This window comes from Micromonospora sp. AMSO1212t, assembly GCF_008868145.1.
In the GTDB taxonomy this organism is placed as follows: domain Bacteria; phylum Actinomycetota; class Actinomycetes; order Mycobacteriales; family Micromonosporaceae; genus Micromonospora; species Micromonospora tulbaghiae.
The window spans coordinates 15,738-29,565 of the sequence record NZ_WBKS01000071.1 but is presented as its reverse complement, the minus strand read 5'-3'; the positions used below and the strand labels follow the sequence as shown (position 1 = coordinate 29,565).

The window sequence follows — 13,828 nt, the reverse complement described above, 5'->3', positions numbered from 1 at the left end:
CCGGCTCACCGGCGCCCGGGAGCCGGCCGGCGTCCCGGTGACCATCACCGCGCCCGCCGCCGCGCACCCCGCCCCGGCGACCCGCCCTCGCCGGCGCCCGCGCCGCCGCTGACCGCAGCCCGCGTCCGACCGGCCCCTCCGTCTGGCCGGTCTCGCGTCTGTGCGGGCCGCGCCCGAGCGGCCTCGCGTCCGGCCAGCCTGCGTTGTCCGGGCCGGCCCCGCCTGACCGGTTCGCCTCCGATCGGGCCGAGCGTTCGTTCCTGAGTCGGGAATCAGTCGATGTTCGGTCGGCTGCCCGACTGTGCGTCCGCCGCGTGACGGTGATGCTGTCGCGCGGAGAACCGGTCGGGGGGTCGGCCGGGCGTGGAGGGAGCGGTCATGGCGGGGGACGCCGGCTCAGGCGGAGCGCGGGAAGTGCTGCTGGTGCTCGCGGTGGCGGGCGCCGGCCTGGCGCTCGCCGCGGTGGCCGCGTTCGGGCCGTGGCAACCGTCCGGCGACGGCCCGCAGGACCGTGGCGCCGCCCGCAGCTTCACCCCCGGGATGAGCGCCCCGCAGGCCCAGTAGCGGCCCGGAAAAGGGCGATGCCCGGACTGGCCGGCCGCCTACGATGCGACGGTGGACTCTTCGGTGACCGTTCGCGGGGGCCGGGTCGAGGACGCCGCCCGGATGGCACGTGTGCATGTCCGGTGCTGGCAGGAGACGTGCGCTGTGGGTCGCCGACCCCAACCCCCGTGCCCAGGCGTTCTACCGCAGGCACGGCTTCGTGGCCGACGGCACGATCCAGGTTCAGGACGGTGTACGGGAGATCCGCATGGTCCGCGACGGGCAGGTGCGGCCGCCGGCACCGTGACCGGACGAGCGTCAGGGTGCCGCGGCCCTGTCGCTCAGCAGGTCGGCGAGCGTGGTCCGGTCCACGACGAGGGCGATCGCGCCGTCCACCGCCAGCCACACGTCCCGCAGGCCGGTGGCCACGCCGTGGTAGCCGGCCCGGTCGGCGGGGATGCCACGGACGCTCGTGATCGCGCCACCCACCGCGCGCAGCACGTCGCCCACACTGATCTCGTCCGGCGGGCGGGTCAGCGCGTACCCGCCCTCGGTGCCGCGATGGCTGTGCAGAAGTCCGGCCCGGCGCAGGTCGAGCAGAATCCCCTGGAGGAAGCTGAGCGGGATGTCCTGGCTCTCGGCCAGGCTCGCCGCCTTGACCAGCTCGCCGCCGCCGGCCGCCGGGTCGCCGGTGGTCCCGGCGACGTCGGCGACGGCGAGCATGGCCCGGAGCGCGTAGTCGGCGCGCGCGGAGATGTACACGACGTCAGTTGCCGGCCTGGTCCAGCACGCCCCAGCGGCGGCGGATCGCCTTGTCGGCGGCCCCGAACGCGGTGTCCACGAGCAGACCCACCACCAGGATGACGATCATGATCGCCATCAGGCGTGGCGCCTCGCTCAGCTCGCGCGCGTACGTGAGCTGCGCGCCGATCGAGGTGCGGGTGGCGATGACCACCAGCAGCTCACCGGCCATCAGGCTGCGCCAGGCGAACGCCCAGCCCTGCTTGAGGCCGGCCACGATGGCGGGGAGCGCGGCCGGCGCGATCACGTACCGGTAGAGGTTGAGCCCGCGCGCGCCGAGGTTGCGGCCGGCGCGGACCAGCAGCGGCGGCACGTAGTCCACGCCGTGGATGACGCCGTTGGCGACCGACGGCGCGGCGCCGAGCACCACCACGAAGAAGATCGCCTGCTCGCTGAGCTGGAACAGCAGGATGGCCAGCGGGAACCAGGCGATCGACGGCATCGTCTGCAACGCGGTGATCATCGAGCCGAGCGCGGCCCGGAGCACCTTGACCCGGGCCACGCCCAGGCCGAGCAGCAGGCCGACCGCGACCGCGGCGGCGAACCCGACCGCCGCCCGCCGGGCGGTGGTGGCCAGGCCCTCCCAGAGCGCCGAGCTGAGCAGGTACTCCCCGAGGTCGCCGAAGACCACTGCCGGGCCGGGCAGCGCCCACGGCTCCTTCCACCCGGACCAGACCACCGCCTGCCAGATCGCCACCGCGAGCGCGAGCGCGGCGAGCTTCGGCCAGGTGGCCGACCACAGGCGGCGTACCCGGGACGGGCCCTTCTCCCGGCCGGCGATCTCCAGCGCGTCGAGGCCGGAGATTTCCGCGTCGGCCCGCGCCGATGCGGACAGGGTGTCACTGGCCATGCCGGCCCACCTCCTTGCGCAGCCGGTCGGTGACCTCGGCGGCGATGGCCGAGACCTCCGGCGAGTCGATCCGCCGGGGGCGCGGCACGGCGACCTCGGTGGAGTAGATGATCCGGCCGGGCCGGCTGGAGAGCAGCACGATGCGGTCGGCGAGCCGGGCCGCCTCGCGGACGTTGTGCGTGACGAACAGGACGGTGAGCTTGCGCTCGGTCCAGATCCGCTCCAGCTCGTCGTGCAGGATGTCGCGGGTCATCGCGTCCAGCGCGCCGAACGGCTCGTCCATCAGCAGCACCGGCGTCTCGAGCGCGAGCGTGCGGGCCAGCGCGACCCGCTGCCGCATCCCGCCGGAGAGCTGGTGCGGCCGCTTACGGCCGAACTCGGACAGGTGGACCGTGCGCAGCAGCTCGGACACCCGCTCCTTGCGCTGGTCGCGGGGGAGTCCGCGCAGCTTCAGCGGCACCTCGATGTTGCCCTCGACGGTGAGCCACGGGAACAGCGCCGGCTCCTGGAACATCAGTCCCGGGTTGACGCCCTCGCCCAGCTCGATCGCGCCGCCGCTGGCCCGGTCCAGTCCGGCGACCAGGTTGAGCAGCGTGCTCTTGCCACAGCCGGACGCGCCCACCATGCAGACGAACTCGCCCGGAGCGACGTCCAGCGACAGCCCGTCCAGCGCCAGGACCGCCTGCTCGCCCTGGCCGTACACCTTCGTGACGCCGCGCAGCGCGACCGAGCCGGTCGCGCTGCGCGGGGTCGTGCTGGTCGACGTCACGGCTGGCTGACCTCGGCCTTGCCCTGCGCCTTGAGCACCTCGTTGAGGTACTTCAGGTCGTAGAGGCCGTTCAGGTCGGCCGGCTGGGTGAGCCCGACCGCGACCGCGTGGTCCAGACCGGTCTTCAGCGACGACGGGATCGGGTCGTTGGTGAACTCCAGCGTCGGCCAGGCCTGCTTGATCAGCTTGAGGTCCAGCGGCTTGCCGGTGATCTTGCCGATGTGGTCGGAGATGGCCTGCTGCGCCTCGTCCGGCTTGGTGTTGACGAACTCGTTCGCCGCTACCTGACCCTCGACCAGCTTCTTCACCACGTCCGGGTGCGCCTTGAGGAACTTGGTGCTGACCAGCAGGTTGGTGATGACGAACTTCTTGTCCGGCCAGAGGTCGCGCTCGTCGACGAGCACCTTGCCGCCGGCGTTCACCAGACGGGAGACGAACGGCTCGGGCACCCAGGCGCCGTCGATGGCGCCGCTGCCGAACGTCTCGATCGTCTGCGCGTTCTCCTGCGGCACGATCTTGACGTCGCCGCCGCCCTCCTTGGTCGTCTCCAGGCCCTTCTCCTTGAGCCAGAAGCGCAGCGCCACGTCCTGGGTGTTGCCGAGCTGCGGGGTGGCGATCTTCTTGCCGCGCAGCTGCTCCACCGAGGTGATGCCGGGCTTGACCACGAGCGCGACGCCGCCGGACGCGGCGCCGGAGACGACCCGGACCGCCTCGCCCTTGGACTTGGAGAAGGCGTTCACCGTCGGGTTCGGGCCGATGTACGTGGCGTCGAGCGCGCCGGAGAAGACGGCCTCGATGGCGGCCGGGCCGGCGTTGAACGTCTTGGTGTCCAGCTTGACGTCGCTGCCGAGCTTCTCGGCGAAGATCCCCTTCTCCACGCCGACCACGGCCGGGGCGTGCGTGATGTTGGGGAAGTAGCCCAGGCGCAGCGTCACCGGGCCGGACGCGGCGCCGGCGTCGCTGTCATCGCCGCAGGCGGCGGTGGTGCCGAGCGTGGCCGCGCCGACAGCGGCCAGGGCCGCCAGGGTGGCCAGGCGGCGCAGGGGAAGCCCTCTCATCGAATGTCCAATCCGCAGTATTCCTACTTAGTTGGTAGGAAGAATGGGCCAGCGGCCCGGCGGCGTCAAGCCCCGTTCCGGGGGCCGCCCCCCGCGACCTGGGACTTCCCGAGAATTCCCACCTGTTCGGTGGAGAAAGCGTGGCCGGTCGGACAACCGCCGGCACCGCCGTCCGGTGGGCCGCGGCACACCGGCGGTAGAGCCGGTACCGAGGCGCTAATGTCGATCTCGTGCCGACGCGGAGAGCGAAGATCCCAGCGACGAAGTACCCGGTCGAACGGTTCACCCTCGACAACGGCCTGCGCGTGGTGCTCACGCCGGACCGCAGCGCCCCGGTCATCGGGGTGGCGGTGGTCTACGACGTCGGCATCCGCTCCGAGCCCGAGGGACGCACCGGGTTCGCCCACCTCTTCGAGCACCTGATGTTCCAGGGCTCGGAGAACCTGGAGAAGCTGGCTCACTTCCGGCACGTCCAGGGCGCGGGCGGGACGTTCAACGGCTCCACCCACCTGGACTACACCGACTACTTCGAGACGCTGCCCGCCAACGCACTGGAACGGGCGCTGTTCCTGGAGGCCGACCGGATGCGCGGCCCTCGGCTGACCGAGGAGAACCTGCGCAACCAGGTCGACGTGGTCAAGGAGGAGATCCGGGTCAACGTGCTGAACCGGCCGTACGGCGGGTTCCCCTGGCTGACGCTGCCCCCGGTGATGTTCGACACCTTCCCCAACGCGCACGACGGCTACGGCTCCTTCGTCGACCTGGAGTCGGCCACCGTGGCCGACGCCGCCGACTTCTTCCACCGCTACTACGCCAGCGGCAACGCCGTACTGGCGGTGAGCGGTGACATCGACGTGGCCGAGGCGACCACGCTCGTCGAGCGGCACTTCGGGGACGTGCCGGCCCGGCCCGCCCCGCGACGGCCCGACTTCGCCGAGCCCGACCTGACCGCCGAGCGGCGCAGCACGTACACCGACGCGCTGGCTCCGCTCCCCGCGGTGGCCGGCGCCTGGCGGGTGCCCGACCCGATCAGCGACTTCGCCGGCTACCTGCCGTACGTGGTGCTGGCCGAGGTGCTCACCGACGGCGACGCCTCCCGGCTGGTCGAGCGGCTGGTGCAGCGCGACCGGTCGGTCACCGGCCTCGGCGGGTACCTCGGCTTCATGGGCGACCCGTTCGACGTGCGCGACCCCACCGCGCTGCTGCTCCAGGCCCACCTGCCGCCCGGCGGCGACGTGGACAAAGTGCTGCGCACCGTCGACGAGGAACTGGACCGGCTGGCGACCGACGGGCTGACCGATGGGGAACTGGCGCGTACCCAGGCCCGGATGGCCACCCACCTGCTGCGCGACACGGACGCGGTGCTCGGCCGCGCGTTGCGGATGGCGGTGCTGGAACAGCAGCGCGGCGAACCCGGCCTGCTCAACGACCTGCCCCGGCTGGTCGGCGAGGTGACCGAGGAGCAGGTCCGCGCCGCCGCCGCCACCCTGCGGCCGGAGCGCCGCGCGTCCGTCGAGGTCGTCGCCGGAGGTGGGCGGTGAGCGCGAGGAGTGAGCCGGTTTTGCGAGCCCCGCAGTCGCGAACGGAGATGGCCCAGTGACTACGACTACCGTCCGGCCGCTGCCGGCGCTCGGCCCGAACCGCCGCCTCAAGGTGCCCAAGCAGGCCGAGCGCACGCTTGCCAACGGCCTCACCGTGATCGCGGTACGCCGCTCCTCGGTACCGCTCGTCGAGCTGCGACTGTGGATGCCGTTCGGGCGCACGCACCTGGCCCGCGGCGGGATGCTGGCGCAGACCATGCTCTCCGGCACCGAGGCGCACAGCGCCACCGAACTGGCGGCCGAGCTGCAGAAGGTCGGCGGCGGGCTGACCGCCGGTCTCGACCCGGACCGGCTGATGCTCTCCGGCGCGGGCCTGGTCACCGGCCTGGACCGGATGCTGGAGCTGCTCGCCGAGGTGCTCACCGGGGCGACCTACCCGGCCGACTGGGTGGAGACCGAGCGGGACCGGCTGGTCGACCGCATCCAGGTCGCCCAGAGCCAGCCGTCGCACCTGGCCCGCACCGCGCTGCTCAAGCGGGTGTACGGCCGGCACCCGTACGCGGTGCAGACGCCCGACCCGGACCAGGTCCGGGCGGTCCGCCCGGCCGCGTTGCGCCGGCTGCACGCCGAGCGGGTGCATCCGGCCGGCGCGGTGCTGGTGCTCGTCGGCGACGTGGCGCCGGAGCGGGCGCTGGACGCTGCCGAGCAGGCGCTGGCCGGGTGGCGCGGTGACGGCCACGTCGCCGAGCTGCCGCCCGCGCCGCCGCTGGAACCCGGTCCCCTGCTGCTGGTCGACCGGCCCGGCTCGGTGCAGTCCTCGGTACGCCTCGCGCTCCCCGCGGTGCCGCGTACCCACCCGGACCACGCCGCGTTGCAGCTCGCCAACCTGATCTTCGGCGGCTACTTCTCCTCCCGCTGGGTGGAGAACATCCGCGAGGACAAGGGCTACACGTACGGGCCGCACTCGCTCGTCGAGCACTCGGTGGCCGGTTCGCTGCTCGTCGCCGGGGCCGAGGTGGCCACCGAGGTCACCGCAGCGGCGCTGGTGGAGACGAACTACGAGCTGGGCCGCCTGGCGACAGTGCCGCCGAAGGCCGACGAGCTGGAGCAGGCCCGCCAGTACGCGCTCGGCACGCTCCAGCTCGGCATGTCCACCCAGGCCGGTCTCGCGTCGCTGACCAGCGCGTACGCCGGCAACGGGCTGCGGCTGGACTTCCTCGCCGAGCACGCCGCCCGGCTGGCCGCCGCGACTGTGGACGACGTGGCCGAGGTGGCCGCCCGCTACCTGGCCCCGGCCCGCGCGGTCACCGTCGTGCTCGGCGACGCCGAGCGGGTGGCCGACTCGCTCGCCGCGCTGACACCGGTGCGTACGGAATCCGCATGAGCGGCGAATCCGCCCCGCCGTTGGCCCGGTCGACGCTCGACCGGGCCGCGCACCGGCGTACCGATCCGGGCTGGCTGACCGAGGCGTGGGAGCGGGCCCGGGTGCTGGTGCTGGACTCCACCGCCGAGGGGCGGGCGCTGGTCCGGGGCGCGTCGGCTCCGCCGGAGCTGGTCCTGGTCGGCCCCGGTGAGCTGTCCGAGGTGCCCCGGTCGGTGCCGATGTTCCTCGGCGTCGAGCCGGACGGCGTACCCGTGTTCGCGGTGGACGGGCCGCTGCCGGCGCTTCCCGAGACCCGTCCGGCCCACCTGCGCGAGGTCGGCCACCTGATGACCGACCGGGACGCGGGCCTGTTCACCACCGCGCTGGCGCTGCTCAACTGGCACCTGCGGCACGGGTACTCGTCGACGACGGGCAAGGCGACGAGCGCCGACGAGGCCGGCTGGTCGCGGATCGATCCGGACGGCGGACGGGTCTGGCCGCGTACCGATCCGGCCATGATCGTGCTGGTGCACGACGGTGTGGACGGCCCGGACGGCCGCTGCCTGCTCGGCAACAACGCGGCCTGGCCGCGCACCCCGGGACAGCGCCGCTACTCCTGCCTCGCCGGATACGTCGAGCCCGGCGAGTCGGCCGAGGCCGCCGTGCTGCGCGAGGTCCGCGAGGAGGTGGGCGTCCCGGTCGAGGAGATCGCGTACGTGGGCAGCCAGTCCTGGCCGTTCCCCGGATCGCTGATGCTCGGTTTCCTGGCCAAGGCCGACGCGGACGCGCCGATCCGGGTCGACCTGGCCGAGATCGCGCACGCGCGCTGGTTCACCCGCCGGGAGATCGGCGCGGCGCTCGCGGACGAGCCGGTGCCGGTGGGCGGGGGAGACCGGCTGGTCCTGCCGCCGCCGTCGTCGATCGCGTTGTTCCTGGTGCATCGCTGGCTCGACGGCCACTGCTGACCGCCTGACCGGCCGCCGTCGCGGGTGGACGCGGCCCCGACCCGGACCGTCGTTGCCGCGACGGTCGCGGGCCGGGAACACGTGCCGTCGAGGCCGGGTGAGGCGGGAAAGCGGCGGGGGAGGCCGGTCCGGCCACGACGGACGTCAGCGTCCGGTCATCCACCGTGCCAGCGGTACGGGTGCCCGGGGGCGGGTTCATCGATCGGCAGCACCTTGACCCGGTGCCGGCCCGCGCGTACGGCCCCGACTGCGGACAGTGCGCGGGCGAGCAGGAGGGCGGCGTCCCGGTCCTCGGCGTGGACGACCTGTCGGCGGGGCTCCGGCGTGCACGTCTCGTCCCGCAGGCGAGCCCCGCCCGCCCAGGCGGCGGCGATGTCGGCGTCGGCGGCGGTACGGATCTCGGTGCGGACGATCAGGAACCGCATGGTGTCCCCCGGACAATCGGCGGTTACACGCTGGAACTTCCACGTCACTCCCGCGTCATGTTACGCCGATGTGTCCGCCCGGCAAGGGGAACGCGCCAGCTCGACCGATCGGGCGATCCCAGGTCAGCACCCTTGTCGGGGATGGACGCGCGAGGGGCCGCCGGCTCGCGCCGACGGCCCCCCGTGGTTCGCCGGATCAGTCCAGATCGAACTGACCGCTCTTCGTGCCGGTGAGGAAGCCGAGCCATCCGGCCCGGTCGAACAGCAGGACCGGTCCGCTCGGGTCCTTGCTGTCCCGCAGCGCCACGGTCGCCGGCCCGGAACCGAGCGGCGCGACCTCCACGCAGTTGGAGGTCTGGCTGCGGGTGCTCTTGCGCCAGGCGGCGCCGGCGAGCCGTCCCGAGAGGGCGGTCGTGCTGGTGTGGATCTCGTTCATGGTGCTTGCTCCTGGTGAGGTGCTCCGATGGGACCGAGCGACGCCGGAGCGCGGGCGGTGTCCGTGCCGGATCACCGTTCCGTGGTGAGGCGCCCCGAGTCCCGGCGCCGCTGGGTCGGCGCCGTTGCCGCCCCGTACGCCACCGTGGACTCGACTGCCGTGCCGGTCAGCCGTCCCGTCGCCTCGATCAACCAGGAGAGGGTGTCCGATGCGGAGAGTGCCGACGAGCATAGCCACTCGAACACCACTTTATAGCGATTTAGGGTGTTTACCTCGGTCGACATGACGTCGGTGAACCCACCTTCGATCGCGAGTGTCTCCGGATCGAGGGGATCGGCGAACCGGTAGACCGAGAACGCGGTCGGCGGAAGGTACCAGTCACCGACCCGGGTGTCCCGCAGAAGTAGACGCAGCGTCACGTTCGGCAGCAGCGCCATCTCGCACAGGTGGACGAGCTGCTCGTGCAGCACCTCCGGCGGCCCGGCCCGCCGGCCGAGCGCGGCCTCCTCCAGCACCACCGTGTAGCGGGGCACCTCGGGGGAGCGGGTCAGCAGCGACTGCCGGGCCTGCCGCGCGCGTACCTCAGTCTCGGGATCCTCGCTCTCCGGGTCGCCGGCCTCGGCGGCGACCTGCGCGGCGGAAATGATCCGGTGCCGGGCGTACCCGGGCGTCTGCAACAGCCCCGGCACCAGCACCGGGTTGTACTCGGAGATCTCCGCGCAACCGGCCTCCAGCTCGGCGAAGGCGCGCTGCTGCTGGGTCATCACCGGGAAGTTGCGCAGCCAGCCGCGCATGTCGCCGGCCTCGTGGGTGATCCCGGTCAGTTCCGCGCGCTGCTCCTCGTCGGCGCCGTAGAGCGTCAGCAACACGTCCACGTCGTCCGGGTCGGGACGGCTGCGGCCGTTCTCCAGACGGGACAACTTGGATGCGGAGGCCCAGCCGATCCGCTCGATGACCTGGTCACCGGTCAGACCGGCCTGTTCGCGGAGCCGACGCAGCTCGGTGCCGAGTCGACGACGGCGCAGAATCGGGCCTGGTACGGCAGGAGGCACGGCGTCCTCTTTCCCGTCGACCGTCGCTTGACGCGACGGTAACTGTATGAAATTCGCCCCCCACGGTCAGTATGGACGGCGCGACCGGCGTCGGAGGTTCCGGCAAGGGCGTGTCACGAGACAAAAAGAGGACTGTGGAGGGCGTCTTCACCAGCGCCCGCCCCCGACGCGCCCTGGTGGCGCACCCCGCCGGAGGGAACCCATGCGCACCGTCCTGCGCCGCCCCGACTTCCGTCTGCTGTTCGCCGCGCTCGTCGCGAGCATGGCTGCGGAGTCGGTCCTGCTGCTCGCCCTGGCCGTCTGGGTCAAGGATCTGACCGGTTCGGACAGCATGGCCGGGGCGACCATCTTCGCGGTCATCGCGCCGATGGCGCTCGCCCCGCTCGTCGGGTGGGTGGTCGACCGCTACCGCAGGCGACCCTTCTTCATCGCCGCCAACCTGGTCGCAGCAGTGCTGCTCGGCCCGCTGCTCACGGTCCGGGACCGCTCCGACGTCTGGGTGATCTACGTGGTCGCCGCGCTCTACGGACTCTCGTACATCACCCTCACCGCCGTGCTCAACGGACTGATCCGGCAGCTGGTTCCGGCCGATCTGCTGGCCGACGCGAACGGGCTGCTGCAGACCGTCCGGCAGGGGCTGCGGCTGATCGGGCCGCTGGCCGGGGCCGGCGTCTACGCCGCGGTGGGCGGCTGGCTGCTGGTCCTGCTGGCCATGACCGGCTTCCTGACCGCGGCGGCGGTGGTCGGGCGGCTGCGCGTGGAGGAGGGCGCACCGTCGCGGTCCGGTCGTCGCGGGCCGTCCGAGCTGGGCGCCGGGCTGCGCCACCTGACCCGGGAGCCGGCGCTGCGCCGGGCGCTGCTCGGGTACGGGCTCGGCTCGCTGGTGATGGGCTTCACCGAGTCGCTGATCTTCGCGTACGTCGATCTGGGCCTGCACCGCGACGCCGCGTTCGTCGGCGTGCTGGTCATGGTGCAGGGCGTCGGCGGACTGGTCGGCGGCCTGTTCTCGGCCGCCGTGGTCCGCCGGTTCGGCGAGGTCGGCGCGCTCGCCGCGGGCGTCACGTTCTTCGGGCCGGCCGCGCTGGCGCTGGCGTACCCCCGGTTGTGGCTCGGGGTGGTGGCGCTGCTGCTGGCCGGCCTCTCGCTGCCGCTGACGATGGTGGGGTTGAACACGCTGATCCAGCGGCGGACTCCGCCGCTGCTGCTGGGCCGGGTGACCGCCGCGGCGGAGGCGCTGGTCAGCGGGCCGCAGGCGCTCTCCATCGGCACCGGCGCGCTGCTCGTCGGCGTGTTCGACTACCGGCTGCTGTTCGCCCTGGTGGGGGCCGTCACCACGGCGGCCGGCGTCTACCTGTGGCGGGGCCGTGGGCTGACCACGCCGGTCACCGGGCCGGTCCGGATCCCGGCGCCCCGGCGGCCGGCCGACGACGGGGTGCTCAGTCGCGGGGGGTCCTGAACGACGGCGAGCGGCCGCACCCGGATCGGGTACGGCCGCTCGTGGTGTCGCGGGCGGATCAGCCGGGCAGCGCGGCCAGGTGCTGCTTGACCTGCGTGATCGAGGGGTTGGTCAGGGCGCTGCCGTCGGCGAAGCGCAGCGTCGGGACGGTCTGGTTGCCGCCGTTGACGCTCATCACGAAGTCCGCGGCCGCCGGGTCCTGCTCGATGTCGACCACCTCGTACGCGATGCCCTCCCGGTCGAGCTGCGACTTCAGCCGGTGGCAGTAGCCGCACCACGGGGTGGAATACATCGTCAGCATGGTCTGGTCCTCCAAGGGGTGGCTCGCGCCCGGTCCGATCAGGCCAGGCTAACCGCTGCAACGTCACACGATGCTGGGATGATTCCCTGCTGTGGGCGTTCACTCAGCGGCGGAACGGGTGCTGGCCGGGCTGGATCCGGAGCAGCGCTCGGCGGTGACCGCCCCGGCCGGCCCGGTCTGCATCCTGGCCGGCGCCGGCACCGGCAAGACCCGGGCGGTGACCTCGCGGATCGCGTACCGGGCGCTGACCGGCGACATCGCCGGCCGGCATGTGCTGGCGGTCACGTTCACCGCCCGCGCCGCCGCCGAGATGCGCAGCCGTCTCACAGTGCTCGGGGTGCAGGGCGTGCAGGCGCGCACGTTCCACGCGGCGGCGCTGCGGCAGGTCCGCTACTTCGCGCCCCGGCTGCTGGCCGGGCGGGCCATGCCGGAACTGCTGGACAGCAAGGTGCGGGTGGTCACCCTCGCCGCCGCCAAGGTCGGCCTGCGCGCCGACCGGGCCGCCGCGCGGGACCTGGCCGCCGAGATCGAATGGGCCAAGTCGTCGCTGGTCGAGCCCGGGGAGTACGTGGTCGCCGCGGCCAAGGCGCTGCGCGAGACGCCGTACGAGCCGGCCCGGGTGGCCGACGTGTTCGACGCGTACGAGCGGCTCAAGCGCGGCAACGGGGTGATCGACTTCGAGGACATGCTGCGCGCCGCGGTCTGGGGCATCGAGGAGCACCCCGACGTGGCCGAGCAGGTGCGCAACCAGTACCGGCACTTCGTGGTCGACGAGTACCAGGACGTCAACCCGCTCCAGCAGCGGCTGCTGGAGGCGTGGCTGGGCGGCCGGGACGACCTGACGGTGGTCGGCGACGCCAGCCAGACGATCTACTCGTTCACCGGTGCCACCTCGTCGTACCTGGTCGACTTCCCCCGCCTGCACCGGGGCGCGACTGTGGTCCGGCTGGTCCGCGACTACCGCTCCACCCCGCAGGTCGTCGGGCTCGCCAACGCGGTGATCTCGCAGGCCCGGGGCGCCGAGGCGCGGCTGCGGCTGGCGCTGCACGGCCAGCGCCGGCCCGGCCCGGAGCCGGAACTGCGGATCTTCACCGACGAGCCGGCCGAGGCGAACGCGGTCGCGGCGCGCTGCCGGGCGCTGGTGGCGGGCGGCACCCCGGCGCGGGAGATCGCTGTGCTGTTCCGCACCAACGCGCAGTCCGAGGCGTACGAGAAGGCGCTCTCCGAGGCCGGGGTGCCGTACGTGCTCCAGGGGGCGGAGCGGTTCTTCGAGCGGCCCGAGGTACGCCAGGCGATGATCGCGCTGCGCGCCGCCACCCGGTCGGCCGACGCGGGAACCCCGCTGCCGGCCGCTGTCGTCGAGGCGCTCACCGCTGTCGGCTGGGCGCCCGACGCGCCCCCGCCCGGCGGCGCCGCCCGGGAGCGGTGGGAGGCGCTCGCCGCGCTGGTCCAGCTCGCCGAGGAGTACGCGGCGCAGCCCGAGGCGGAGCCGGGCCTGACCGGGTTCAATGAGGAACTCGCCCGGCGGGCCGCCCAGCAGCACGTCCCCACGGTCGAGGGGGTGACGCTCGCGTCGCTGCACTCGGCGAAGGGGCTGGAGTGGGACGCGGTGTTCCTGGTCGGGCTGGCCGAGGGCACGCTGCCCACCACGTACGCGAAGACCATGGAGCAGGTCGAGGAGGAACGGCGGTTGCTCTACGTCGGGATCACCCGCGCCCGGGAGTGGCTCTGGCTGTCGTACGCCACCGCGCGCTCGCCGGGCGGGCGGGCCCGGCGGCCCTCCCGGTTCCTGCCCCAGCTCGACCGGTCCGGCGGCGGTGAGCGGGCGGGCGGCGCCGGGCCGGCGCGGCGGGCCGAGCGGCGCCGGCCGCAGGTGGTCTCGTGCCGGATCTGCGGCGCCACGCTGCTCGCCGGCGCGGACCGGAAACTGGGCCGCTGCCCGACCTGCCCGTCGGACATCGACGAGGAGCTGTACGAGCGGCTGCGCGAGTGGCGGCAGCGGGTGGCGGGCGCGCAGAAGGTGCCGGCGTACGTGGTCTTCACCGACGCCACGCTCACCGCGCTGGCCGAGCGGAAGCCCGGCCGCACGGAGGAACTGGTGGCGATCGCCGGGATTGGGCCCCGAAAAGTCGGGCTTTATGGGGATACGGTGCTCGCCCTGGTGGCGGGCGCCACGGTGGACGACGTCTGCCCACAGAAAACTTCTGAAAAGTAGCCGTAAATCGTTTGCCCTCGCCCGAGGGCGAGGAATAGCCTCATGACACACCT

15 protein-coding genes are annotated in these 13,828 nt (G+C 73.2%); 7 read left to right on the top strand and 8 right to left on the bottom strand.

Annotation, left to right across the window (positions count from 1 at the left end):
- Positions 1-378 precede the first annotated feature (378 nt).
- The gene (locus F8279_RS18460; RefSeq protein WP_091422159.1) at positions 379-564 is read left to right on the top strand and encodes a hypothetical protein; all 186 of its coding nucleotides are present in this window, start codon (positions 379-381) and stop codon (positions 562-564) included.
- A 115-nt stretch (positions 565-679) separates the two neighbouring features.
- Positions 680-850 carry a GNAT family N-acetyltransferase gene (locus tag F8279_RS18455; protein WP_225853322.1) on the top strand — a complete coding sequence of 57 codons (171 nt, stop codon included), beginning with the start codon at positions 680-682 and terminating at the stop codon, positions 848-850.
- An 11-nt stretch (positions 851-861) separates the two neighbouring features.
- Here F8279_RS18455 and F8279_RS18450 read toward each other — a convergent pair whose 3' ends face one another.
- Genes F8279_RS18450 through F8279_RS18435 form a run of 4 tightly spaced genes read right to left on the bottom strand, consistent with a single transcriptional unit; the run spans position 862 to position 4,021 of the window.
- Entirely contained in the window at positions 862-1,305 is a 444-nt protein-coding gene (locus F8279_RS18450) for an Rrf2 family transcriptional regulator (protein WP_091422161.1), read from the bottom strand.
- Between the two features lie 4 nt (positions 1,306-1,309).
- Positions 1,310-2,194, bottom strand: a complete 885-nt coding sequence (locus F8279_RS18445; protein ID WP_030503657.1) for an ABC transporter permease — start codon at positions 2,192-2,194, stop codon at positions 1,310-1,312.
- On the bottom strand, positions 2,184-2,963 hold the full coding sequence (locus tag F8279_RS18440) for an ABC transporter ATP-binding protein (protein ID WP_151500591.1): 780 nt from the start codon (positions 2,961-2,963) through the stop codon (positions 2,184-2,186). The genes F8279_RS18445 and F8279_RS18440 overlap by 11 nt, the downstream gene beginning before the upstream one ends.
- A complete protein-coding gene (locus tag F8279_RS18435) occupies positions 2,960-4,021 on the bottom strand; it encodes an ABC transporter substrate-binding protein (protein ID WP_151500590.1) in 1,062 nt (353 codons plus the stop codon). The genes F8279_RS18440 and F8279_RS18435 overlap by 4 nt, the downstream gene beginning before the upstream one ends.
- Before the next feature lie 230 nt (positions 4,022-4,251).
- Between F8279_RS18435 and F8279_RS18430 the strand changes: the two genes are divergently transcribed.
- The 3 genes from F8279_RS18430 to nudC are packed head-to-tail and all read left to right on the top strand — an operon-like array spanning position 4,252 to position 7,890.
- Positions 4,252-5,562, top strand: a complete 1,311-nt coding sequence (locus tag F8279_RS18430) for a pitrilysin family protein (protein WP_091422175.1) — start codon at positions 4,252-4,254, stop codon at positions 5,560-5,562.
- A 55-nt stretch (positions 5,563-5,617) separates the two neighbouring features.
- Positions 5,618-6,946: a pitrilysin family protein gene (locus F8279_RS18425; protein ID WP_091422181.1), complete on the top strand. Its 1,329-nt coding sequence runs from the start codon at positions 5,618-5,620 to the stop codon at positions 6,944-6,946.
- Positions 6,943-7,890, top strand: a complete 948-nt coding sequence (gene nudC, locus F8279_RS18420; protein WP_151500589.1) for an NAD(+) diphosphatase — start codon at positions 6,943-6,945, stop codon at positions 7,888-7,890. The genes F8279_RS18425 and nudC overlap by 4 nt, the downstream gene beginning before the upstream one ends.
- Before the next feature lie 155 nt (positions 7,891-8,045).
- On the opposite strand, the gene F8279_RS18415 is transcribed toward nudC, so the two are convergent.
- From F8279_RS18415 to F8279_RS18405, 3 genes are all read right to left on the bottom strand, one after another.
- Positions 8,046-8,315: a hypothetical protein gene (locus tag F8279_RS18415; RefSeq protein ID WP_151500588.1), complete on the bottom strand. Its 270-nt coding sequence runs from the start codon at positions 8,313-8,315 to the stop codon at positions 8,046-8,048.
- A gap of 196 nt (positions 8,316-8,511) precedes the next feature.
- A complete protein-coding gene (locus F8279_RS18410; protein WP_128137305.1) occupies positions 8,512-8,751 on the bottom strand; it encodes a DUF397 domain-containing protein in 240 nt (79 codons plus the stop codon).
- A 71-nt stretch (positions 8,752-8,822) separates the two neighbouring features.
- Entirely contained in the window at positions 8,823-9,803 is a 981-nt protein-coding gene (locus F8279_RS18405) for a helix-turn-helix transcriptional regulator (RefSeq protein ID WP_151500587.1), read from the bottom strand.
- Between the two features lie 46 nt (positions 9,804-9,849).
- Between F8279_RS18405 and F8279_RS18400 the strand changes: the two genes are divergently transcribed.
- The gene (locus tag F8279_RS18400; protein WP_255474162.1) at positions 9,850-11,259 is read left to right on the top strand and encodes an MFS transporter; all 1,410 of its coding nucleotides are present in this window, start codon (positions 9,850-9,852) and stop codon (positions 11,257-11,259) included.
- Between the two features lie 58 nt (positions 11,260-11,317).
- On the opposite strand, the gene F8279_RS18395 is transcribed toward F8279_RS18400, so the two are convergent.
- Positions 11,318-11,560 carry a mycoredoxin gene (locus F8279_RS18395; RefSeq protein ID WP_091422205.1) on the bottom strand — a complete coding sequence of 81 codons (243 nt, stop codon included), beginning with the start codon at positions 11,558-11,560 and terminating at the stop codon, positions 11,318-11,320.
- Between the two features lie 91 nt (positions 11,561-11,651).
- On the opposite strand from F8279_RS18395, the gene F8279_RS18390 reads away from it, so the two are divergent.
- Complete coding sequence (locus F8279_RS18390) at positions 11,652-13,775, top strand: ATP-dependent DNA helicase UvrD2 (RefSeq protein WP_151500585.1); 2,124 nt, start codon at positions 11,652-11,654, stop codon at positions 13,773-13,775.
- Positions 13,776-13,828 lie beyond the last annotated feature (53 nt).

Bases quoted from the DNA above. Each gene is read 5' to 3' on its own strand.
- F8279_RS18395 (WP_091422205.1), bottom strand. From the start codon at position 11,560: ATGCTGACGATGTATTCCACCCCGTGGTGCGGCTACTGCCACCGGCTG.
- F8279_RS18415 (WP_151500588.1), bottom strand. From the start codon at position 8,315: ATGCGGTTCCTGATCGTCCGCACCGAGATCCGTACCGCCGCCGACGCC.
- F8279_RS18445 (WP_030503657.1), bottom strand. From the start codon at position 2,194: ATGGCCAGTGACACCCTGTCCGCATCGGCGCGGGCCGACGCGGAAATC.
- F8279_RS18410 (WP_128137305.1), bottom strand. From the start codon at position 8,751: ATGAACGAGATCCACACCAGCACGACCGCCCTCTCGGGACGGCTCGCC.
- F8279_RS18455 (WP_225853322.1), top strand. From the start codon at position 680: ATGTCCGGTGCTGGCAGGAGACGTGCGCTGTGGGTCGCCGACCCCAAC.
- F8279_RS18400 (WP_255474162.1), top strand. From the start codon at position 9,850: ATGAAATTCGCCCCCCACGGTCAGTATGGACGGCGCGACCGGCGTCGG.
- nudC (WP_151500589.1), top strand. From the start codon at position 6,943: ATGAGCGGCGAATCCGCCCCGCCGTTGGCCCGGTCGACGCTCGACCGG.
- F8279_RS18435 (WP_151500590.1), bottom strand. From the start codon at position 4,021: ATGAGAGGGCTTCCCCTGCGCCGCCTGGCCACCCTGGCGGCCCTGGCC.
- F8279_RS18460 (WP_091422159.1), top strand. From the start codon at position 379: ATGGCGGGGGACGCCGGCTCAGGCGGAGCGCGGGAAGTGCTGCTGGTG.